At 32.5% G+C, this 24,030-nt stretch carries 21 protein-coding genes; 16 read left to right on the top strand and 5 right to left on the bottom strand.

The genetic code is table 11. The annotated features are described in order from the left end of the window. The first annotated feature begins 1 nt into the window (after nucleotide 1). The 12 genes from V4538_09245 to V4538_09190 all read left to right on the top strand — a co-directional run bounded on the left by V4538_09245 (nucleotide 2) and on the right by V4538_09190 (nucleotide 12,004). Entirely contained in the window at nucleotides 2-706 is a 705-nt protein-coding gene (locus V4538_09245) for a WbqC family protein (protein MES2381215.1), read from the top strand. Further along, on the top strand, nucleotides 707-1,558 hold the full coding sequence (locus V4538_09240) for an NAD(P)-dependent oxidoreductase (GenBank protein ID MES2381214.1): 852 nt from the start codon (nucleotides 707-709) through the stop codon (nucleotides 1,556-1,558). Beyond that, entirely contained in the window at nucleotides 1,551-2,528 is a 978-nt protein-coding gene (locus V4538_09235; protein MES2381213.1) for an ATP-grasp domain-containing protein, read from the top strand. The genes V4538_09240 and V4538_09235 overlap by 8 nt, the downstream gene beginning before the upstream one ends. Further along, nucleotides 2,506-3,186: a metallophosphoesterase family protein gene (locus V4538_09230; GenBank protein MES2381212.1), complete on the top strand. Its 681-nt coding sequence runs from the start codon at nucleotides 2,506-2,508 to the stop codon at nucleotides 3,184-3,186. Before V4538_09235 ends, V4538_09230 begins: the two co-directional genes overlap by 23 nt. 17 nt (nucleotides 3,187-3,203) lie before the next feature. Further along, entirely contained in the window at nucleotides 3,204-4,163 is a 960-nt protein-coding gene (locus V4538_09225) for a glycosylase (protein ID MES2381211.1), read from the top strand. Nucleotides 4,164-4,166: 3 nt separating this feature from the next. Beyond that, nucleotides 4,167-5,129 (top strand): hypothetical protein, encoded by a 963-nt coding sequence (locus V4538_09220; GenBank protein MES2381210.1) that lies wholly within the window; start codon nucleotides 4,167-4,169, stop codon nucleotides 5,127-5,129. Between the two features lie 6 nt (nucleotides 5,130-5,135). Further along, a complete protein-coding gene (locus tag V4538_09215) occupies nucleotides 5,136-5,879 on the top strand; it encodes a class I SAM-dependent methyltransferase (protein MES2381209.1) in 744 nt (247 codons plus the stop codon). A 6-nt stretch (nucleotides 5,880-5,885) separates the two neighbouring features. Beyond that, the gene (locus V4538_09210; GenBank protein MES2381208.1) at nucleotides 5,886-6,827 is read left to right on the top strand and encodes a glycosyltransferase; all 942 of its coding nucleotides are present in this window, start codon (nucleotides 5,886-5,888) and stop codon (nucleotides 6,825-6,827) included. After that, nucleotides 6,817-7,968 (top strand): hypothetical protein, encoded by a 1,152-nt coding sequence (locus V4538_09205; GenBank protein ID MES2381207.1) that lies wholly within the window; start codon nucleotides 6,817-6,819, stop codon nucleotides 7,966-7,968. Before V4538_09210 ends, V4538_09205 begins: the two co-directional genes overlap by 11 nt. Then, the gene (locus tag V4538_09200) at nucleotides 7,969-9,048 is read left to right on the top strand and encodes a glycosyltransferase family A protein (protein ID MES2381206.1); all 1,080 of its coding nucleotides are present in this window, start codon (nucleotides 7,969-7,971) and stop codon (nucleotides 9,046-9,048) included. Nucleotides 9,049-9,051: 3 nt separating this feature from the next. Then, a complete protein-coding gene (locus V4538_09195; GenBank protein ID MES2381205.1) occupies nucleotides 9,052-10,092 on the top strand; it encodes a glycosyltransferase in 1,041 nt (346 codons plus the stop codon). A 103-nt stretch (nucleotides 10,093-10,195) separates the two neighbouring features. Beyond that, nucleotides 10,196-12,004 (top strand): LysM peptidoglycan-binding domain-containing protein, encoded by a 1,809-nt coding sequence (locus V4538_09190; protein MES2381204.1) that lies wholly within the window; start codon nucleotides 10,196-10,198, stop codon nucleotides 12,002-12,004. Nucleotides 12,005-12,011: 7 nt separating this feature from the next. Here V4538_09190 and V4538_09185 read toward each other — a convergent pair whose 3' ends face one another. Continuing rightward, nucleotides 12,012-13,241: a 3-phosphoshikimate 1-carboxyvinyltransferase gene (locus V4538_09185; protein ID MES2381203.1), complete on the bottom strand. Its 1,230-nt coding sequence runs from the start codon at nucleotides 13,239-13,241 to the stop codon at nucleotides 12,012-12,014. Then, nucleotides 13,241-14,311 carry a 3-dehydroquinate synthase gene (gene aroB, locus V4538_09180; protein ID MES2381202.1) on the bottom strand — a complete coding sequence of 357 codons (1,071 nt, stop codon included), beginning with the start codon at nucleotides 14,309-14,311 and terminating at the stop codon, nucleotides 13,241-13,243. Before aroB ends, V4538_09185 begins: the two co-directional genes overlap by 1 nt. A 74-nt stretch (nucleotides 14,312-14,385) precedes the next feature. Between aroB and V4538_09175 the strand changes: the two genes are divergently transcribed. Further along, complete coding sequence (locus tag V4538_09175; protein MES2381201.1) at nucleotides 14,386-15,573, top strand: proline dehydrogenase family protein; 1,188 nt, start codon at nucleotides 14,386-14,388, stop codon at nucleotides 15,571-15,573. 9 nt (nucleotides 15,574-15,582) lie between these two features. Here V4538_09175 and V4538_09170 read toward each other — a convergent pair whose 3' ends face one another. From V4538_09170 to V4538_09160, 3 genes are read right to left on the bottom strand one after another with little or no spacing between them, the layout of a single operon-like run. After that, nucleotides 15,583-16,350, bottom strand: a complete 768-nt coding sequence (locus V4538_09170; GenBank protein ID MES2381200.1) for a LytTR family DNA-binding domain-containing protein — start codon at nucleotides 16,348-16,350, stop codon at nucleotides 15,583-15,585. Between the two features lie 44 nt (nucleotides 16,351-16,394). Continuing rightward, nucleotides 16,395-17,441, bottom strand: a complete 1,047-nt coding sequence (locus V4538_09165; GenBank protein MES2381199.1) for a histidine kinase — start codon at nucleotides 17,439-17,441, stop codon at nucleotides 16,395-16,397. Between the two features lie 36 nt (nucleotides 17,442-17,477). Next, nucleotides 17,478-19,847 (bottom strand): TonB-dependent receptor, encoded by a 2,370-nt coding sequence (locus V4538_09160; protein MES2381198.1) that lies wholly within the window; start codon nucleotides 19,845-19,847, stop codon nucleotides 17,478-17,480. Nucleotides 19,848-20,149: 302 nt separating this feature from the next. Here V4538_09160 and V4538_09155 point away from each other — a divergent pair, with 302 nt between their 5' ends. From V4538_09155 to V4538_09145, 3 genes are all read left to right on the top strand, one after another. Continuing rightward, the gene (locus V4538_09155; protein ID MES2381197.1) at nucleotides 20,150-21,361 is read left to right on the top strand and encodes a hypothetical protein; all 1,212 of its coding nucleotides are present in this window, start codon (nucleotides 20,150-20,152) and stop codon (nucleotides 21,359-21,361) included. Nucleotides 21,362-21,463: 102 nt separating this feature from the next. Further along, entirely contained in the window at nucleotides 21,464-21,937 is a 474-nt protein-coding gene (locus V4538_09150; GenBank protein ID MES2381196.1) for a ribonuclease H-like YkuK family protein, read from the top strand. Between the two features lie 57 nt (nucleotides 21,938-21,994). Continuing rightward, a complete protein-coding gene (locus V4538_09145) occupies nucleotides 21,995-24,028 on the top strand; it encodes a M13 family metallopeptidase (protein MES2381195.1) in 2,034 nt (677 codons plus the stop codon). Nucleotides 24,029-24,030: the final 2 nt, after the last annotated feature.

Raw genomic sequence — 24,030 nt, 5'->3', positions numbered from 1 at the left:
CATGAAAATTGGGATTATGCAGCCCTATATATTTCCATATATTGGGTATTTTCAATTAATAAATGCGGTTGATTGTTTTGTAATTTACGACAATATTCAATACACAAAAAAAGGTTGGATTAATAGAAATAGAATACTTAGTAATGGTAAAGATGAATATTTTACATTACCCCTATTAAAAGACTCCGACTTTTTAGATGTTATGGATAGACACCTATCGGCCGACTGGCATAAAGAAAAAGGTAAGCTATTAAATAAAATAAAGGAAAACTACAGAAAAGCACCACACTTTAATGATGTTATCAAGCTAATAGAAGATTGTTTTAATTATTCATCAACTAATTTATTCGGCTTTATTTTTAATGCGTTAAATAAAACTTTAGATTACTTATCTATTAAAACCGAAATTGTAGTTTCTTCCACTTTACCAATAAACCATCATTTAAAGGCCGAAGAAAAAGTAATAGCTATTTGTAAAGAACTACATGCTACTACCTATATAAATCCTATTGGTGGAACTGACTTGTATAGCAAAGAACATTTTTTAAAAGAGTCAATACATTTACAATTTATAAAGGCCGACAACATTCAATACAAACAATTCAATAATGAGTTTATTCCATTTTTATCTATTATTGATGTAATGATGTTTAATTCAAAATCAGCAATTACTAATTATTTAAATAACTCATTTACCACAATTTAGATGAATATTTTAATTATTGGAGGTACTTCTTCTATCGCACAAACACTTAAGCCTATACTCTCTGAGTTTTCAGAAGTGATAACGGCCGGAAGAAAAGATTGCGATATTATTATTGATTTAAATAATACAAATCAGGTAATTAATTTCCCTGATAATATAGATGTAGTATTACATATAGCAGCTAGTTTTGGAGGAAACTCATTTGAGGATATTTTAAATACTGAATATGTAAACGTAATTGGTACCCTAAAATTATGTGAGGCTGCTGTAAAAGCAAACGTTAAACATTTCATCTATATATCCAGCATTTATACTGAATTGAAAGATAATTCTGCTAATTATTCCATTTATTCAATATCGAAAAAGCATGCGGAAGAAATTGCTTTGTTTTATTGCAAAAAAAGACAACTACCGATTACTATTTTAAAGCCTACCATGCTTTATGGCAACGATGATAGTTTCAGGAAACACCAACCATTAATTTATGCATTTGCTGATAAAGCTCAATTAAAAGAAAATATAGACATATTTGGTAACCACGATGCCAAAAGAAACTATTTACATATTGACGATTTGGCTATAATTATAAAAAAAGTAATGCAACATACAATTACGGGTAGTTTTTCATTAACCAATACGGAAGATGTAACCATTTCGCAAATAGCCCGAGCGGCTATGCAGGCATTCAATAGCAATGGACAAATAAACTTCATTACAAACAAGGAAAACATTGCCAATAATGTTTTTGGGAATGATAATACTTTATACAACTTAATAAACTTTTTTCCTCAAATTACAATTGAACAAGGAATGAATAAAATTGCAGCATACAGGAGGAATACCAATGAGTAATATACTTGTTTCAGGCGCTAGCGGAATAGTAGGCTATGGTATCCTTAAATCGCTTAAAAGTGCTAATAAAAATTTAAAGCTAATTGGAACTACTATATATGAAGATTCAGTAGCTCAAGGATTTTGTGATATTTTTGAAAAAGCCATTTTAACAAACGATAACAATTATATAACATGGCTAACAGATACTATTAAAAAGCACAATATTGCATTCATTATACCAGGCATTGAAGCCGATTTATACAAATGGGTTGAACATATTAGTGAGATAGAATCAAGCGGGGCAAAAATATTATTAAATAATACTGACCTTATAAAATTTACCAAAGACAAATGGCTTTTTTATGAGCAATTACAAAAACACAATGTAAGCACAGCTATTCCTACAAGTTTAGAAAATGATTACGAGTTAATAGTTGAAGAATTTGGTGCTAATTTACTATTAAAACCTAGGATAGGATTTGGCTCAAAAGGAATAGTAAAAGTGAATAATAAAGAAACCTTTCTTATTCATCAATCCAAAATTGGTACCGATTTAATGGTACAACCTTTTATTGGAACTGACAATGAAGAATATTCTGCTTCTGCATTCTGCGATGGTAAAGGAGGCATTTGTGCCTACATGGCTATCAGGAGGAAACTATCAAATGATGGTTTTACAGAAAAGGCTGAAGTAGTTGAAATGGAGTCTATTAAAAAAGCAATACTGGAACTTTGTGCCATTTTTAAACCTGTAGGCCCTACCAATTTTCAGTTTAGAAACCACCACGGTGAACTTAAATTGTTAGAAATAAACCCCCGCATATCCTCCGCCACATCTATCAGAACAGCATTTGGCTACAATGAATCGTTAATGTCGGTTGAATATTATTTAGAAAATAAATTACCTTTACAACCTTTAATAAGAAAAGGAAAAGCAGTAAGATATACTGAGGATTTTATATTTTATGAAAATAGCAATCATATCTGATATACATGGAAATTATGAAGCACTGAAAAGCGTGTTGCATAAGATAGATGAAATGAATATTTCTAAAATATATTGCTTAGGTGATGTAGTTGGTTATTACTCGCAGGTAAATGAATGCTGCGATGAGTTAAGGAAAAGAAATATACCTTCATTAATGGGTAACCACGATTGGTATATGGCCGGTGGAGGATACTGTCCGCGATCAAAAAGTGTTAATGACTGCTTAGCATATCAACGTAAAGTTATAACAGCAGAAAATTTAAGTTGGGTAAAAACATTTCAGTTACAATTTGAAATAGACCATATAAAAATGGTACATGGTGGTTGGGCTGACCCTATTGATGAGTACTTACTAGAACCAAACGAGGAGTATTTTTCGAAAGTAGAAGGTGAAATATTTTTTTCAGGACACACCCATTTACAAACCTTGCAAAATTTCAAGAATAAAATCTACTGTAATCCTGGCTCTGTTGGACAACCGCGAGACGGAGACCCAAGGGCAGCTTTTGCTACTATTGAAAACAATTCAATTAACCTACATAGAGTTGAATACAATATGGAAAAAGTATTTGAATTAATGGATAAAGCAGGCTTTAATGATTACTACTACGGCTCCTTAAAAACCGGAGCTAGAAATCTTTGTAAACTACCATCATAAAAAATAATAAATAATTAATGTTTAGTTGGGAAAAATTAGGAAGAATATATAATCCACTGGATTATGAAAACAGGAAAGAATGGATGAATGAGTTTGCTCAGGCACCATGTACTTTGGTATTTGATGATTTTGTGAGAGTGTTTTTTGGATGCAGACCAAAACGCGATGAAAATGGCCAATATGTTACTTACACAACCTATGTTGATTTAAATAGAAAAGACTTATTTAAAATAGAGCGGTTTGCAGCAAAACCGGTACTTAACTTAGGCAACAAAGGAACATTTGATGAGTTTGGAACCTATCCCCTATCCATTATAAAAAACAACGATGAATTGTGGGGTTATTACGCAGGTTGGACAAGGTGTGAATCAGTACCATTTAATGTGGGAATAGGATTAGCTGTTAGTAAAAATAATGGCGAACATTTTGAACGAATGGGCGAAGGACCTGTTTTACCATATACACCGGAAGAACCATTTACTTTAAGTGGACCTAAAATCAGAAAATTCAACGATAAATATTATCTTTTTTATATAGCCGGTGCCAATTGGTACTTAGAAAATAACAAACCAGAAATCAGCCATAAAATAAGATTAGCTATTTCTGACGATGGCATTAATTGGAATAAAATAAATAAAGACATAATTCCTGATGGCTGGGATAAAACCGAGGCACAGGCAAGCCCTGATGTTTTCTATGCCAATGGAAAATACCATATGTTTTTTTGCGGTTGGGTTCCTTCATCTTTCAGGCAAACTAGAACTAGAAAAATAGGATATGCATATTCAACAGATTTATTAAACTGGACTAGGGATGATAGCAAAGTGGGGATTGAACTTTCAGAAGAAGGTTGGGATTCAGAAATGAATGCCTACCCACATGTTTTTGAATTGGATAATAATATTTACATGTTATACATAGGTAATGAAGTTGGCCGTTATGGCTTTGGATTGGCAAAATTAAAGGGGAATTTATAGACTATGAAATGGAAAAAATTAGGAAAAATATTTGATCCGACAGAACATCAATTACCCAATAATTGCGTTCAATTTGCCCAATCACCGCAAGTACTGGTATCAGATAATTTTGTAAGAATATATTTTACTACCCGCGAGGTAGAACCAACAGGTAAATACTTAGGACATATTGCATTTGTTGATTTTGATAAAGATTTCAAAAACATCATCAATATTTCAAAAGATACGGTTATTCCGTTAGGAGGCCTTGGGACTTTTGATGAGCATGGAATTTTCCCCATGAATGTGTTACGTCATGAGGGTAAAATTTACGGCTTTACAAGTGGATTAAGCAGACGTAAATCTGTCTCACTTGAAACCTCCATTGGTTTAGCATATAGCAACAATGAAGGTTTAACTTTTGAAAAATATGGTAAAGGCCCTATTGTATCCTCTTCGCTGAAAGAGCCATTTTTAGTATGTGATGCTTTTGTTCAGTTTTATGAAGGGCTATTTTACATGTGGTATATTTATGGAGTAAAATGGATAAACAATGCCGAAACAGACGGAACAGAATCGCGCGTATATAAAATTGCACAGGCTACTTCAAAAGATGGCATAAACTGGAATAAAAACAGTAATCTGATTATACCTAATAAAATTGGAGAAGATGAATGCCAGGCATTGCCAACTGTTGTTAAAATAGGTAATCGTTACCATATGTACTTTTGCTACAGGTTTGCCACAGGCTTTAGAAACGTAAAAGGCCGTGGTTATAAATTGGGGTATGCTTATTCTGACGACCTGATAAACTGGACCCGCGATGATGAAAATGCAGGGATTGATTTAAGCGAAAACGATTGGGATTCGGAAATGATGTGTTATCCGCATATTTTTGAATGTAATGGTAAAGTTTATTTACTTTACAACGGAAATGAATTTGGAAGAACCGGATTTGGTTTAGCAGAACTTGAACAAAATAATTAATTAAAAATGAACACAACCAGAAACTATAACGAAGAATTTAAAGATAATGAAGGCCGCAAATACACCTATGGTTTTGACTTGGATGTAATGCACCCTTATATGTTAAAATCATTTGAGCCCTTTTTTAAGGAAGGTAACTTTTTAGAATTAGGTAGTTTTCAAGGAAATTTTACCAGAAGATTTTTACCCCACTTTGACGATATTACATGTGTGGAAGCATCGGACGAAGCTATTGAAATAGCAAAAAAAGAATTTGGTGACAAAGTAAAGTTTATCAATTCCATGTTTGAAACAGCCACGCTGCCTACCAAATACGACAATATAGTTTTAACCCATGTATTGGAGCATATTGATGATCCTATTAAAGTAATGAAACGTATTAACGATGAATGGCTATCTGATAACGGGCGTTTTTTCTTAGTATGTCCTAATGCCAATGCTCCTTCAAGACAAATAGCTGTAAAAATGGGGTTAATTACGCATAACAGCGCTGTAACTCCGGCCGAGGCTGAACATGGACATAGAATTACCTATTCGTTAGATACACTGGAAAGAGATGCAAAAGCCGCAGGGTTAAAAGTAGTTCATCGCTCAGGAATATTCTTTAAAGCTTTAGCCAATTTCCAGTGGGATAGATTATTAAATACTGATATTATTTCAAAAGAATATTTGGATGGTTGCTACCAGTTAGGTCAACAATACCCTGATTTATGCTCAAGTATTTTTTTAATGTGTGAAAAGGGAAAATAAAATACAATGACTACCCCATTAGTATCAGTTTGTCTTATTACATATAATCATGGAAAATACATTGCTCAAGCCATTGAGGGTGTATTAATGCAGGAAACTGAATATACATGGGAACTTGTTATTGCAGATGATTTTTCGACTGATAATACAAGAGAAATACTTTTAGGTTATAAAGAAAAGTACCCTGATAAAATAAAACTTATTTTACAGGAAAAGAATGTAGGTGCCAATACAAACTGGATTGACCTATTAAGTTACCCTTCCTCAAAATACATAGCCTATTTTGAGGGTGATGATTATTGGATTGATAAAAAGAAATTACAAAAACAAGTTGCCTTTTTAGAAACGCATGCTGATTATGGATTAGTGCATACTAACTATAAAAAATTGCATCAGCATACACAACAATATGAACCAGTAAAAGTTAATATTCCTAAAACAGACAATATTTATAATCACCTACTAACAAAGGGAAATATAATAGGTACGTTAACAACCTGCTTTAGAAAAGATTTATTTATAAGCTATCAAAACGAAATAGATCCTTTTAATAAAGACTGGAAACTTGGGGACTTACCATTATGGATTTTTTTCGCAAAACAAGCGAAAGTAAAGTATATGGAAGAGATAACTTGTGTTTATAGAATATTAGATGAGTCAGGTTCAAAAAGTAAAGACATAAATAAACTCATTGCTTTTGAAAAAAGTGTTATGGACATAAAATTACATTTTATACCTAACAACAGTAAAGACAAGAAAAAGAAAATCAATCAAATTATTTCTGAATTTCATTATAAAGAATTATACTTACTACTTAATGCTAAAATTAGTTTTACTGATTACTTTTTACATTACTTTAAATTCAACATTTCAAATACCAATATTAAAAGAACTGTTAAATCAAGTAGTTGGCTATTTATAAAATTGTTTTCCAAATATGGCAACTAGTGCAGATTATTTTATTTCCTTATTGTTACTAATAGGTTCTGGTTTGTTTTTAGCCGGTATAACACCTTATAGCCCTATTTATTTTTTCCTGTTATTAGCTATTATAGTTTTTGCATTTAAGCAAATATTGAAACCCGAAATAAAACACAATAAATTAGCTTATTTTAATTTGTTTGTTTTCATATTCAGTTTTGCCGCACAATCACTTATTCCTAATACCAAATTCCCAAACACTTTAGGGTTAATTTTACCGTATTTTTTCTTTTTCTTTTGTTATCAAAATTTAAACTCCCTTTCTAAAAATAGTTTCAAAAATTTAATCTATTACATGCTTATTTTCCATACTCTTCTATTTATTGCAGATGCTTTTTGGAGATTAAGTCACCCAACTTTGTACTCAACAAATATGTATTCAGGACATACAAGAGAGCAAGGATTGGCTTATATGTTTAAATTTAACTCTATAATGTACTTAGATGCTAACTTTGTTGGAGTTCAAATATGTCTAACTTACTTTTTTATGGTTTATTTAAGCAAAAAAAACATAATTATCCCAAATGCGAAGATAATTAAATCACTGCTTTTTATTCTTACCATACTTTCTACATCACGCTCCGCAATAATTACCTTATTACTCTATTCAGTTATATTTAACAGAATATCATTCCCAATAACCATCAACAAAAAACAAATATTTGGGATAATATCTTTGGCAATAATTTTAATTTTTATTTCTTTAATTTTACTATCAATTTTAAGTAGAGATGCTAGCTTTAATTCTAAATTTATATTAATAGATTTAGCCATAACATTATTAAAAAGTGCATCATTAAACACTATTTTACTTGGAATTGGGATGGGTAACACCGCTAGTTTCATCGGAATGGGTGCTCATAACTTAATAATAACCCTATTAATAGAAACAGGTTTAATTGGGTTACTTCTATTCAGTATAAATATGTATTTTCTTGGAAAGAATACATCATGGAGGTCTTTCTATGTCGTTTTACCATTAATAACAATGGGGTTTTCAGCTGCTAGTCTAGCATTTCCTTTTTTTTTAGTTCAACTTTGCATTATTTATATTTTGGAACAACAAAACGAAGTAGTACTTCAAACTCATACTGACACACTTTTATAAATGATATTAAACCCCAAAATAACATTCCTAATACCTTGTTACAATGCAGAGGAGTATTTAACAAAAGCGCTAAACTGTGTCATCAATCAAACCTATAAAAACTTAGAAGTACTTACTATTGACGATGGTTCAAGCGATAAAACTTTAGCTATTCTAAAACAATTTGCAGAAAAGGACAAAAGGGTAAAAGTAATTCAGAATGAAACAAACTTAGGTTTGATAAGAACGTTAAATAAAGGTATTAATCTAGCTACTGGCGAATACATAGCTCGTTTTGATGCAGATGATTTAATTGATACCAACAGAATTGAATTACAAATTAGCAGGCTAAATCAAAATGCCAATATTGATTTATTGACCTCAAAAGCTATTTATATTACCCATCAAGATTATTACCACAGTAAGGTTGACCACTTTTATTGCACTTTACCTAAAGCGATTAAATTTGTAGCATTGTTTGAGTGTCCTTTATTACATGCAGGGCTTATTGTTAAAACCGATGTACTTAAACAGTATAAATATAACTTTACTAATGAGGCTAAACATATAGAAGATTACGACTTATTCTCCCGCCTGTTAATTGATAATTTAAACATAGCGGTTGATGCATCAAAAGCCTTATTTTATCAGTACCGGAGAAATATTAACAGTGTATCAAACCATAACAGGAATACACAAAGCGAAAATACATTACAGTTATCGAAAAAAAATCTTCATACTATTTTACAAATTGAAATAGAGTCTTTATTGCATGAGATTATTTATTTAAAAATAACGAAAACTTATACGGTAAAGCAAATAAACAAGGCTATTGACGCACTAAAAAACACAGCACAAAAATACTTTCAACAAGAAGCTAAAACAATTACACAAGCAGAAAAAACAGAAATAAATAACTGGATAAGCTTACGCATATTTAAAATAATACTTACCTCGTTTATAAAAGGTAACTTATTGGTTAAGCTGAATTGTATGGTAATGGTTGTGGCTAATGTCAATATTTTGTTTTCAAAGTTTGTAGGAGATTATGCAACAAATAGAGTATTTTGGCTAAAAAGTAAACTCTTATACAAGGTTTAATAAATGATAAAGGTTGCTATTATACTTCCATCGTTGGCCAATACAGGACCAATCATTGTAGCTCAAAATATTGTTAGTCAATTACACCATGAAATAGATTTTGAGGTTTTTTATTTTGATGATATACGGGAGCTCCAATTCAATTGTCCTTGTACACGTATCAATTTTTTTAGCCCACTTGGTTTAAATGATTTTGATATTATTCACAGTCATATGCTTAGGCCGGATTGTTTTGTGTGGTGGCATAAAAGAAAGCTACAGCCAAAATTAATCACTACATTACACCAATATATTTTTCAGAATCTTTATTACAGTTATAATAAATTTATTGCGACCCTGTTCTCTCCTATTTGGATAAGGTTGATTAAAGCATTCGATAAAGTAGTTTGCATTAACAGCCACATGGCTTCTTTCTATAAAACCCAATTAAAAGGAAAAACTACTTTTATTTATAATGGTGTTAATAGTAAAATTGATTCAACTATTGATGCTATTGATTTAAATAAAATAAACCATTTAAAGGCCAATTACAAAATTCTAGGTTCTGTAGCACAATTAACTGAACGGAAAGGCTTAGACCAAGTAATAAAAGCACTACCACATTTACCTGCATGTGCTTATGTGATAGTTGGAGAGGGTAAAGAAAAAGTCAATTTACAAACTTTAGCCAAAACACTCGGGGTTGAAGACCGCGTACTTTTTCTAGGCTATAAGCCCAATGGCGCTTCCTATATTCACCAGTTCGATAGTTTCATTATGCCATCGCGTTCAGAAGGGTTCGGACTTTCATTAATGGAAGCAGCAGCATGCGAAAAACCGATTGTTTGCTCCAATATTGAAAGCTTTAAAGAATTGCTTTCAGACGATGAGGTTACTTTTTTTGAACTCGAAAATACTGCCAGTTTACAGGCTTCCATCTTAGGAACACTTGATATAAACTATAACAAAACAAAAAAAGCATTGGTAAAATTAAACACTTTTTATACCGATAAGGCTATGGCAAATCAGTACCTTCAATTGTACCATAACATCTTGAGTCAGTAACTTAAAAACTAGACAATCCACAGGTTTTGACTATAAGAAGCTTAAGATTATTGAAAAAAATCCATAATCTTACTTATTTTTGGTCAATTAAATACAAATGAAAATGAAACACTTTTTGTTATTTTTTATTGTTGTTGTAATTGGTATTACAAGTATAACAGCACAAAATCAAACACGCGTTATTGACGGTAAAACATATACCGTATACACTGTTAAAACAACAGATACCTGGCAATCAATTGCAGATGAATATGCTGTTTCCATCAGTGCGCTTTACGTTGCTAACCCTGAGTTGAAAGAAAATTTAAAAGGAGCAAAAACCATTATCATACCTCCATCAGAAAAAAAAGCACAGAAACAAGCAACTGATATTAATATAAATAATACTGATACCGATTCTTTTGTATTACCATACACCGGAGATACTACCGTTACAAAAGCCGGAGAAGAAACAAAAAAAACTGTTAAAATCGAAAGGGCAAAAGTATACGGAGAAGAATTAAGAACTGAATTCAGAGGCGCAAATAGTTTAATAGTATACAGAATTGGTAAAAACGATAATTTAAAAGATGTAGCCAAACATTATTACTGTACACCTGCGGAAATATTGGAATTCAACCCAAATGCAAACCCACAGCTTGAGGTTGGTAAAATCATAAAAATACCGGTAAGAAGAGAACAAGTAGTAGCTTTTGAAGAAACCACAAATGCAGTAGATACCACGGATAAAACGGCTATTGATTCAACATTGATTACAACAACCAAAGTGGAAGAACCTGTGGTGATGAAAGAGCAAATAGCTGCAGAACCAGTTGTTATTGACGAGGAAGAACAAGTAGTAGATGAAGGATTAGAACCTGGTGAATCAAGATTAGGTGATTATATTGTAGTAAAAAAAGCAGGTAAATTATATATTAAACACCGGGTAATAAGCGGAGAAGATTTGACCAGAATTTCGAAAACAAATTACTCAACAAATGCCCGTATTTTGGCTGTTAATGGTTTAACTTCAACAAAAGTTACAACTGGGCAAATATTATTAATACCTACAAGCAAAGAGGTTTTAAAGAAACTAACCGGTTTAACTTACGGGCAAAAAACAAAAAATACTGCCGTAGCCAAAACCAGTAAAATAAAACAACCTAAACCTATTCAAGAGGAGAAAGAAGACAAGCAAGAAAAACAGCCTAAACAAGCTAAAGTTAAAAAAACAAAAAATCCAAAAACAGGAAAAGCAGAACAAATTATTGCAAGCACCGAGCAAAAACCATACGATCCAAGTTTTAAATGGGGAGATGTAATAGTACCTGCTAACGACAGGTTAGAAGACAGTGCCAGGAAAACAATTGCCGATAATATTAAAGACATTAATATAAAAGATGTACATGCCAATGCTTCCGATGGAGAAACAAAAGAAAACTATACGCATGTGGTTGTAAAAGGAGAAACCCTAGAAAGTATAGCTAGAAAATATAAAATAGCACCCAGCGATATCGCCAACTGGAATAACTTATACCAAGAAAGAGTAAGAGTTGGGCAAGATTTAATTGTAAATGCTAAAAGAGCTGCTAAACCATATTTAGCGCTTAACTCAATTACGCCTGATCAAAAAACCCAAATTAAACAAAATGATAAATCAAATAAAATATTGGCCGTACAAGAAAGAGGTTTATGTATTTTAACTGACAATCCAATTTTTACAGGTATACTACATAAAACAGCCCCGGCAGGAACATTACTTTTAGTTACTAATTTAGATAACTTTAAAAAAATATATGTGCGCGTTACCGGCACATTATCTGAAAAAGAAGAAAAAGATGTAATACTGCGAATTGATAGGGAAACGGCTGATGAGTTATTTGTAAATACTCCATTAACAAGTGTTTCTATTACTTATGGTATCGTAGATTAACTAATAACTATTTTACAGTAATCCCTACCCTGCTTAAATCATCAAAATAAGCAGGATAGGATTTAGACACTACCTTAATATCCTTTATTTGTAATTGCGAAAACAGCACAGCCAAAGGAGCAAATGCCATGGCTATTCTATGATCATCATACGTATCAATTACAACGGCTTTCTGATAATTAATTTGTACCATTTGATCAATAAATATACTGTTAGAAGTATGTGTAATGTGGTAGCCCAGTTTACTTAATTCATTAACAATAACGACCAATCTGTTACTTTCCTTTATAACCAAATTTTGTAATCCAAATATGGTTGCTTTTATATTGAGTGCTGCACAGGCCACACATAAAGCAGGAGCCAAATCAATACATGCAGATAAGTCAAAATGCATGTCTGAACCAGAGCTGTTATATTTATAAATAAGTAAACCCTCAGCTATTTCTTCTGACCTCACTCCTAGTTTTTCAAATATTTCGGCTGTTACTTTATCACCTTGTATACTACTTTTTGACAATCCATTTAAACACACTTTTAAGTCCGCTTCCAGGGCTACCATTAAATACCAGAAAGCAGCACTGCTCCAATCCTTTTCAATAGTATACTCCATTAATAATATAGGTTTAGTTAATGGCTTAATTTCAATATTTGTTTCATTTACCAAAACATCAAACCCAAAAACATCCATTAATGAAGCTGTCATTTTAATATAATCAAAGGACGCTACCTGCCCTTTTAGCTGTATACTCAATCCATTTTGTATAAACGGACCAATTAACATCAAAGCTGTAATATATTGGCTGCTTTGTGAAGCATCTATCTCAACTGGCTTTCCTGATAGTGTAGCACCTTTTATTTTTAAAGGAGGGTAATTACTTTGTGTTAAATATTCAATATCCGCACCCAAATAATTCAATACCTCAACCAATTCTTTAATCGGTCTTTGTTTCATCCTTTCGTTACAAAGCAATTCAGTAACCTGATTTTCCATACAAGCAAAATAGGCTGTTAAAAAGCGCATGCAGGTACCCGCATTTTCAAGGTTTATAACAGGTTGCGATTGGCTAAGTGCTTTAACCATCAGTTGCGTATCGTCAGCCGTTGATAAGTTATGTAATTGGACTTGTTGCTTTAAAAAAGCATTTAATATTAATGCCCTGTTACTAATGCTCTTGGAGGTAGGTAGGTTAATGGAACAATAGTTTAGTGCTTTTTTTTGATAAACTAAACTATACATTATGAATTATAAAAGGAAAGCGATTCGTAAAATTGTAACGATTCAATAATAAGCTCCGTGCTACAATGGCAATCAATTTCAGCTTTACCCAACTTTTTTAACAAAGTAAAATTAATCTGATTGGTATTGTTCTTTTTATCGTGATGCATATTGGTTATTAAATCATCATAACGCCATTGATTGCTGTATTTTTCAAAATTGTATTGTATAAACTTAACAATACTGTTCAAATCGCTGTTAGACAATTTCAGCATTTTATTCGATAGATACGATTCACAAATAATACCTATAGCTATAGCTTCTCCATGTTTTAAAGGTTTAGCATCATTTATTAAACTATACGTTTCAATAGCATGGCCAATGGTGTGTCCAAAATTGAGCATTTTGCGTAACCCTTTTTCATAAGGGTCTTTGTTCACTATTTTAATTTTAATTTTGGTCGACTTCTCTATGAATTTTTCTATCTGATGGTAATCAATCTGTCTTGTTTTAATTAATTTCTCAAATAATTCTTTGTCATCAATTAAAGCATGTTTTAATAATTCAGCCAAACCATTTCTCTTATCAGCTGCTGATAAAGTTTCGATAAACTGAGGATAGATGAAAACCTGTGTAGGATGGTTAAACACCCCTATTAAATTTTTATAATTATTTAAATCAATTCCTTGCTTTCCTCCTATTGATGCATCGACCATAGCGAGTAAAGTGGTTGGTATATTTATAAAGTCAATACCTCTTTTATAGGTTGAGGCACAAAAACCACCCAAGTCGCTTAAAGTACCTCCACCAAAATTAAGCAATACACTGTTTCTGTTGGCTAAATTTTTTTGTAAAGTATTCCAAATAATAGTGGCCTGTTCTAAATTTTTATTATGCTCGCCACTCTTCATTCTAATGAGTGTAAACTTTTCTAAATAGGGTTTTAAAACTGGCAAACAGAATTTTTCCGTATTTTCATCAACCAACACAAAAACCTGACTATAAGATTTTTGTATAATAGATTGAGCCAAATGACTCAAAACATCTGATCCAAAAAATACTTTATAATTTTTATCGAAAATAACTTTCATCAATGTAGCAAAAACAATGTTTGTAATATGTTATAATTGCGGGGCTAAATTACACTTTATCTTTAAAACAATTTATGACTAATAAAATATTAAATCTGGATTTTTCGAATACGGAAATAGCTTTTCGTTCAAAGAACAATAGCGAATTACGCACTTCTTATTATCTGTTTAAAGCTATTGGCATAAATTGGTTGGTAAAAATGGGTCCACCTATGGTAGAATTAGCATTTAATTTGCATTTACCTATAAAAGGTTTAATAAAAAAAACAGTTTACCAGCAATTTGTAGGAGGCGAAAGCATTAACGACTGCGAAAAAGCCATTGACACTTTATACAAATTTAATATTGGTACCATACTGGATTATTCGGTAGAAGGAAAAGAAGAAGAAAACGATTTTGAACACACTTGTGATGAAACCATTTTAACAATAGAAAAGGCTGCACAAAACCCCAAAATACCATTTTGTGTGTTTAAAGTTACTGGTTTGGCACGTTTTGCCTTGTTAGAAAAAGTAACAGCAAACCAAACATTAACAACTGAAGAAGAAACCGAATATGGCCGTGTAAAAGCCCGAATAAATAAAATATGTAAAATAGCTTTCGATAAAAATGTACGTATTTTTATTGATGCAGAAGAAACCTGGATTCAAACGGCTATTGATAATTTAGCCCATGAAATGATGGAAAAGTTTAATAAACAAGAAGCCATTGTTTTTAATACCATTCAACTATACCGACACGATAGATTGGTGTTTTTAAAAGAAAGCCACCAAGAGGCCAAAGCAAATAATTATTATTTAGGATTAAAACTGGTAAGGGGTGCTTATATGGAGAAGGAGCGCAAACGTGCACAAGAACTAAACTATACTGACCCTATTCAACCTACCAAAGAAACGAGTGATAAAGACTATGACAATGCGTTAAGATACTGCATTGAAAATATCGATACCATTAGCATTTGTGCAGGAACGCATAATGAAACAAGCAGTAGATTATTAGCAGAATTAATGTTGGCTAAAAACATACCTAACAATGACAGACGCATTTACTTTAGTCAGTTATATGGTATGAGTGATAACTTAAGCTATAATTTAGCTGATGCGGGATATAATGTAGCCAAGTATTTACCATATGGACCTGTAAAATCCGTATTGCCTTATTTGTTTAGAAGAGCTGCTGAAAACACCAGCGTAAAAGGGCAAACAGGAAGAGAACTTAAACTTATTTTACAAGAACGTACCAGACGCTCTAAAATAAAATAAGTGCATACTTTATTTGCCCAACCAATCTTTAAACTCCGCAGCCCTTTCACGGCTAACAACTACTTCGTTACTCAAAGAGGGTTTCAACTCTACTTTAAGTTTACCGTTAAAATAGGTATGGACCGATTGAATGCATGCAATAGAAGCTATGGTTTGCCTGTTTAATTGAAAAAACAAAGTTGTATCTACCATACCCATTAACTCATCCAACGTATAATCAATTACATATTTACTGCTCCCGTTTGTTTGCACATAACACAGTTTATCTTGCGTAAAGAAATAAGCAATATTATCCGTAGCTATGCTGATTAATTTTTGCCCTTGCTTAACCAAAAACCTATTTTTATAAGCTCCGCTAGGCTGCTTTAAATTAAACAATAACTCTTGCATTTGCTGGTTAACATCCATTATGCTATTACTCTTTTGCAATGTTTTGTATTTGCTAAAAGCCTTCTGTAATTCATCCTTGTCTATTGGCTTTAGTAAATAGTCAATGCTATTTACTTTAAATGCTTTTAACGCAAATTCATCATAGGCAGTAGTAAATATAACCGGGCTTTGAACGGTTACTAAATTAAATATTTCAAAACTTTGTCCATCGGCCAATTCAATATCCATCAAAATTAAATCAACCTGGTTATTTTTCTTAATAACACTTACTGCCTGTTCTATACTATCAGCCGTTGCTATAATTTCTATATCTGGCTCAAGTTCATAAACCATTTTTTTTATTCTACTCAAAGCAGGAGCCTCGTCTTCTATAATAATAATCTTCATTTATGTTATACTTTTAGTACAATAATGTTTGTTGTACATACCATTTATAGCAAAGGGACTTTCACCACAAAACAAGTTTCTGTTTTAGTAATAAGTACTTCTTGCTTGGTTAAAAATTTATAGCGTTCAATAATATTGCTAAGCCCTATTCCACTGCTTTCAGCTAGCATTAGTTTGGGTTGTAAATTATTGCTTACTTCAATAAATCCATCTTTACAACCTATGGTAATATGTAAAGGTTTTTGCGATGAAATCACATTGTGTTTAATGGCATTCTCCACAAGCATTTGTAATGTCAGAGTTGGAATGCGTAAGCCAAAACATTCCTCGTTAATATCAATAGCAGTGCTTAGGTTATCACCAAAGCGTATTTTATTTAAAAAAATATACGATTTAATAAACTCCAGTTCTTCCTGTAGCATAACGGTTTCCTTGTCTCTATGTGCCAATACGTAACGGTATACACTGGAAAGCTTTTGAACAAACTCATTGGCCTGCTTTGGATTTTCGTCAATTAAGCTGCTTAATGTATTTAATGAGTTGAATAAAAAATGTGGGTTTACCTGATTTTTTAAAGCTTCAAACTCCGCACTTAAACTGGTTCTTTTAAACTCTTCTTTTTCGGTTAAGGTTTTACGCCAATGGTTAAAGAATTCTATTGACATATAAATACTATTTACCAATAAAGTACTTACCACCGATACAATTAAATAGGTCAAACTTTCCTTTGAATTTACAGTGCAATCAAAGCCATTAATTAAAGGAAAGAACCAAAAACTATAGGTATAGTGCATAAAAATTGGCAAGAACAATGCTACCGCTGCCGATAGCAATAACTTTTTTCTAACTTCTTTATTAATATCATAAACTTTATCTACAATGCCCATTAAAAGGATGTTTCCATTCCAAATAAGTGCTATGTAAATAAAGTTTGAAAAATAAGCTCTCATAAAAAAATGGCTGGTTTTAACTGGAGCACTTAAGTAAGATAAATACCCAAAAACTAATGATATTACAACTATTATCAAATGCCTGATAATAATATCTTTAGTACTTATGAATTTTTCAAATGCTCTTGATGATATGGCCATTTATAAATTAAATATTATGCAATTTATCAATTAAATTTAGAATGTATATCTAAACATAGGTACAGGGAAAAATCCTTGCTGGTAGTTGGTTGAAATACTATTGCGCAATTTATTATAGCCCTGACTGAATATATTCTGGTGGTTGGTTATGTTTTGAAAATCGATGGCAAACTCCATCGAACTCTTTTTAAAATCACGCCTGTAACCCAATTTTAAATCCGTTCTAAAGTAAGCATCTTGTTTCTGGCTAAATGCATTTGCATCATTATATACCGCTTCGCCTTTTGCTTGCGATGCAGCAAAATCAAGTGGGGTAATGTACTTACCTCCAATAGTAGTTAGTTTAATATTGGCATATAAAATATTTCCTTTTTTACCCACGTTAAACTCTTTTCCTGCTAAAAAATTAGCTGCATATTTGGTATTAAAAGCAGTATTACGCTCTACCCCATCGCTGCCTTTGTATTTACTATCAAACAACGAACCTGTCAGTAAAAAATAAAAACCTTTGTTAAAGTATCGCTCCAATGTTAACTCCACACCATAGTTTTGACCTGTTCCACTACTCACTAAATTATACTCATCGCTTGGCGAAAATGAAGCTCCTATATTTAAAGCTGAATAAGTAGACGCATAATTATTGACAGGTACATTGGTTAAGTATTGATAATATGTTTCCACTTTAAATTTAATCAATGAACTGATTTGTCTTTCGTAACCTAATACCAAATGATTCGACTGGATAAAATCTAATTTTTTATTAGTCCGCTCTCCCGATTCATTTTGTACGTACAAATTATAAATAGGCAATGTTTGGTGATGTAATCCATAGCCAAAATTGATGCTTGATTTTTCGTTTAAAGCATACCTAACACCAACACGTGGTTCAATGGCAGCTTTCTCATTCACTGAAAAATATTGAGCATGTAAGCCCACATTTAAAGTAAGCCTTGAATTAAACCTGTGTTTTAACTGTGCATAAGCCTGGGTTAAATTAACGTTTCCGGTTTGGTTAACCCTTACCGAATCAACAGTGCCTGAGTAATAATAATTTGAATTTTTATAATCAAAAAGCGTTAAGTCATTTGTAAAACCTATATTCAATGTATTTTTAGCATTGAACTTATGGGTTATATTTAATACTGCCGAATACTTATCATCCAAAAAAGTTCCTTTGGCTTGGCGCCATGTTGTGGTATTAGGTAAGTTAATACTATCTGCTGTGTACGAATCATCGCTATGGCTATAAGCCAAGGTAGCTTTTGCCCATGTTTTACTGCTTAAACTTTTTTCAAATGCTGTTCCTACCAATGCTTTACTGTAGCGGGGCAATTGGTTCTGGTATACATTACCATAAAAATCAACACCAGCAGTATCAACATCCTTAGCCAATAAATCAATAGAGCTTATTCCGCCCATACCAAATATTGTAAACTTACCCTTTCCTTTAGTTGGTATGGCTACTTTAAAGTTTAAATCCTGATACAATGGGGTAGCAGAACCTGTTCCCGCATTTACTCCCACATTTTTAAGTAAACCTAAAGTTGAATAACGATAGTTAAATATAAACGAAGCCTTTGTTTTTTTACTAAAAGGACCTTCTGCCCCTAACTCAAACCCGTTAAAACCAATCTGCCCGATAAATTCACGTTTTTCATTGTTTCCTTCACGTAATACCAAATCAAACACTCCTCCATTGGCATTACCATATTGTGCAGGAAATGCACTCGTAAAAAAATCAGACTTACCAATATTGTTTGCATTTAACATACTTACCGGGCCACCTGTAACAAAATTACTTCCAAAGTGATTGGGATTAGGAATATTAACACCTTCCAATTGCCACAACATAGCACTTGGCGAATTACCTCTTACTACTATATCATTTCTACTATCGTTACCCGCAACAACTCCTGCAAAGTTAGCCGCCATTCTGCTTGGATCGCCTAAAGCACCTGCATATTTTTTAGTATCATCAGGGTTAAATGAACGCGAACTTACCGTTGCCATTTCATTGTTCGTTACCGTTCTGTCTTTTTTCCTATCGTATGAAATAACCACATCATTCATCTTTTTTAAGGCTTCCGTTAACCCAATTTCAAGTACTACTTCTTTACCCGCTGTTACCATTACATCAGGCATTAACAAAGGTTCATAGCCCAAATAAGTAACTTTAATAATTTGTCGGCCTACAGGTACTTTTTCAATTTTAAATAATCCATTTGCATCGGTAATGGAGCCTAATTTCTTTGTATCGTTTATAATAATTACAGTAGCGCCAATTAAAGGCTGCTTGGTGTCTTTATCATAAATTGTTCCCCTCGCTGTTTGGGTTACCTCTTGTGCATTAGCCGTAAAAAAACCTAAAAATAATACGGTAAGTAAATAGTTAAATGTTGTTTTCATTGTTTGGTTAATAATTGTAACACAAAAGTCTTATTAATCAATTAGCGGAAGCAGGGCTTACTTATTTAAATGCTATTTTTTATAACTGAAACGACAAAAAATAAAGCCGAAGTGATGTTTTAAACATTCCTTTTAAACCTAAAAGCGAAAAGCTAGCCCACACTACAAATAGTTTTCTTATTTTCAAGCAATTACATTTTGTATCGGATTTAGTCCATTACAAAATCTCTTATGCTTTTTTTAATTTTAAATGTTATGTAATTATTAATTTAAGTTTACATTTGTAATAACAGGTTAATACGTTGAGACAAAAACTAATCATATTATACTCATTCATGCTGGTTTTATGTTACACAAAACCAGTGTACAGCCAATGGAACACCCAGTTGGTTAAATTTGAGTTTTATGGCGATTCTATAAGCGTTCCTATTAATCAATCAACCATTTTTAAAAACGACTTTGAAATTTCAGAATCATTTGTCAAATCGTTTTACAACCAGCTAGATGGTGGCAATTACGAAACACTGGTAAACACTTTACTTTCCTACAAAAAACAACTTAACTTAAACGATTGGTTATACTACCAGCTTATTAGGAAAACAGCTCAAGAGTTAAGTCCAAAACAAGAAAACTATAATTGCTATACCTTGTACAAATGGTTTTTGCTAGCCAAATCAGGTTACGATGCGACCTTGGTAATAGGCAAAAATCAAATTTTGTTTTACGTAAAAAGTGACGACAATATTTACGATATTCCTTTTTACATGAGCAATGGCAAACAGTATGTTTGTTTAAACTACCATGATTATGGCAAAATAAATTTTGAAACAGAAAAACTATTTGCTATCAACATTGACATTCCGGAAGCAATTAATTCATTTTCGTATAAAGTAACCCAGTTACCTAATTTCAAACCGGAAACTTATGCCGAAAAAGATTTATCGTTTAACTATAAAGAAAAAAGCTACCATTTTAAAGTTAAGTTAAACAATGAGGTACAAACCATATTTAAAAACTATCCTGTAGTTGATTTTGCTACTTACTTTAACATTCCACTAAGCAGAGAAACTCACAGTACATTAATACCATTATTAAAAGCCAATATACAAAGCTTAAGTCAAAAAGAAGGTATTGATTACTTAATGCATTTTACCCGTTATGCATTCTTATACGAGAACGATCAGGACAATTTTGGCAAAGAAAAAAGATTATCGCCAGAGCAAACTTTATTATACGAACACAGCGACTGTGACGACAGAGCAGCTTTATTTTTTTACCTAGTAAAAGAAATATACAACCTGCCAATGATAGCTTTATTGTATCCAACACATGTAACTATAGCAGTGCAATTTGATAAACCACAAGGCAAACCAATAACTTATAACGGACGCAAATACTCTATATGCGATCCGACCCCACAAGCGGAAGATTTATTGATTGGACAAATTACCACCGAATTGAAAAAAACGAATTTTCAAGTAGTGTACGAGTACATTCCACAAGCCACTAAATAAACAAAACACCTATTCCTATTTCCTGTTAATTAATTATTGCTTACTTGTTTAGTAGTAAAAATTTAACTTACTTGTCCCTATTATAACTTTAATAAAGTAATCATGGAATGGACAAAGTTAAATGGTGAAAAAATGAATACTTCCATTGTTAATGAAGTAGAACAAGCAATTATTAAAGAAACACAAGCCGGTAATTTTCTGAAAGTTTGTATTGGAACTGATAGCCAGGTTTATAGTAATGTAACACAGTTTGCCACTGTTATTGTATTTCTAAGAAAGAAAAGAGGTGGCTTTATGTTTATCAGTAACGATAAAACCCATCAACCCATGTCCATTAAAGAAAGAATGCTTACCGAAGTAGCCAAATCAATAAGTATAGCTTACGAAATATGTCCTTTATTAGAGCTATACAATGTGGAGATGGAAGTACATGCTGATATTAATACAAACCCTCAGTTTAAATCAAATAGCGCACTGAGCGAAGCAATGGGTTATATAAAAGGAATGGGCTTTGTTTTTAAAGCCAAACCCGATGCTTTTGCCAGTAGCTACTGTGCCAATAAATTGGTTCATTAACCGCTCAAAAAAATATAAAATCCGCTTTTCTTTTTAAAAGTATATTGCCCCACTTTTATGAGAAAATTTGCCCTTATTATTCCTGTGTTTGTATGCCTGACCGCATGCAACAATAACAATTCAAACCAATCTGCTAATACTGATTTTGCTGCCACCAATATTGATACAACAGTTAGAGCCCAAGATGATTTTTTTGCTTTTGCCAATGGCAACTGGATAAAAAACAACCCTATTCCCAAAGAGGAAAGTGCTTGGGGCATAGGCAATATGGTTTATAAAGAAAACCTTGATAGACTTAAAAAAATAAATGAAGATGCGGCCAAAGAAAAAGCAGAAAAAGGTTCTGTAAACCAAAAAATAGGCAGTTTCTGGCGTACTGCTATGGACACCTTAGCCATTGAAAAAGCAGGCATTGCTCCAATTCAGTTTTTATTAGACTCCATTGCTAACATAAAAAATAACAATGATTTAGTGAGCTGTATGGCTTTGCTTGAAAAGCACGGAATACAACAATTTATAGCCAGTTATGTAAGCCAGGATGATAAAAACAGCAGCTCTGTTGTGTTAAAGTTTTGGCAAGGCGGACTTAACTTACCTGAGCGTGAATACTACTTAAACAATGACGATGAAAACAAAAAAATCCGTGAAGCTTACGTTCTTTATATTGATAAAATATTAAATTTAATTGGTACCAAAACCCCTATACAAAAAGCAAGTGCTGCGCAAATACTAGCACTGGAAACACAAATAGCTAAAGTACACAAAACACTGGCTGCAACCCGCGACTCTGAAAAAAATTATTTTAAAATGGGTTTAAATCAATTTGCGGCATTGAGTAAAAGCTTAAACCTAAAAACATACATATCACAAATAAGTACAGCTAAAATTGATACTGTTATTGTTGGACAACCTGAATACTACAAAAATTTTGATAAGATATTTACTCCTCAAAACTTAAACACCATCAAAACCCTTTTAACATTTAATGTGGTAAACAATATGGCTGATTATTTACCTAAAGCCTACGTTGATGCTAGCTTTGATTTTGAAAAAGTATTTAGTGGAGTTGCTGAACAAAAACCAAGATGGAAAAACGTATTACGAGTGGAGGAAAAAGTAATGGGCGAACTACTCGGACAATTGTATGTAAAAGAATATTTTAATGATAAAGCTAAAAAACGTTACAGCGATTTAGTAGAAGCCATTAAAGAATCGTTAGCTAACAGGATTACTAAGCTGGACTGGATGAGCTCAGCCACCAAAACAAAGGCTTTAGATAAATTAGCTACTATTCAAAAAAAGGTAGGTTATCCCGACAAATGGAAAGATTTATCAACTTTGGAAATAAAAGACAATAGTTATGCAGAGAATATGTTGCAAAGCAATATTTGGTGGCACAACTATGAAATGAATAAGATTGGTAAACCCGTTGATAAAGAAACGTGGGATATGACACCGCAAACCTATAATGCTTATTACAATCCAAGCTTAAACGAAATAGTATTACCTGCAGCTATTTTTGCCATACCGGGACTAAAAGATGAAGATGTTGACGATGCCATTGTGTATGGATATGCAGGAGCTACTACCATTGGACACGAAATAACACATGGCTTTGATGACGAAGGCAGAAAATTTGATAAAAACGGTAATTTAACTAATTGGTGGACGGAAGAGGATGGCAATAAATTTATGGGCCGTGCGCAAAAAATGATTAACCAGTTCAATAACTTTAATCCTATTGATAAACTGCATATAAACGGGGAAGCTACTTTAGGCGAAAACATTGCCGATTTAGGTGGTGCTGTTATTGCGTGGGATGCCTTTATAAAAACCAAAGCTTATCAGGAAAATAAAGCTATAAATGGTTACACACCTGCACAACGTTTTTTCTTAGGTTATGCATTGGGCTGGCTTGGTCACCAAAGAAACGAGCAATTGAGAAACCGTTTGATGACCGATGTACACTCACCTGCCAAATACAGGGTAAACGGTGTTTTTCAAAGTGTACCTGCTTTTTATGAAGTTTGGCAAGTAAAACCAACTGATAAAATGTTTGTACCTGATAGCTTAAGGGTTAATATTTGGTAAGC

The organism is Bacteroidota bacterium (assembly GCA_040388375.1).
In the GTDB taxonomy this organism is placed as follows: Bacteria; Bacteroidota; Bacteroidia; order UKL13-3; family UKL13-3; genus JAAFJM01.
Note: the sequence above shows the minus strand (reverse complement) of the source record. Positions and strands in the feature narration are given on the sequence as shown.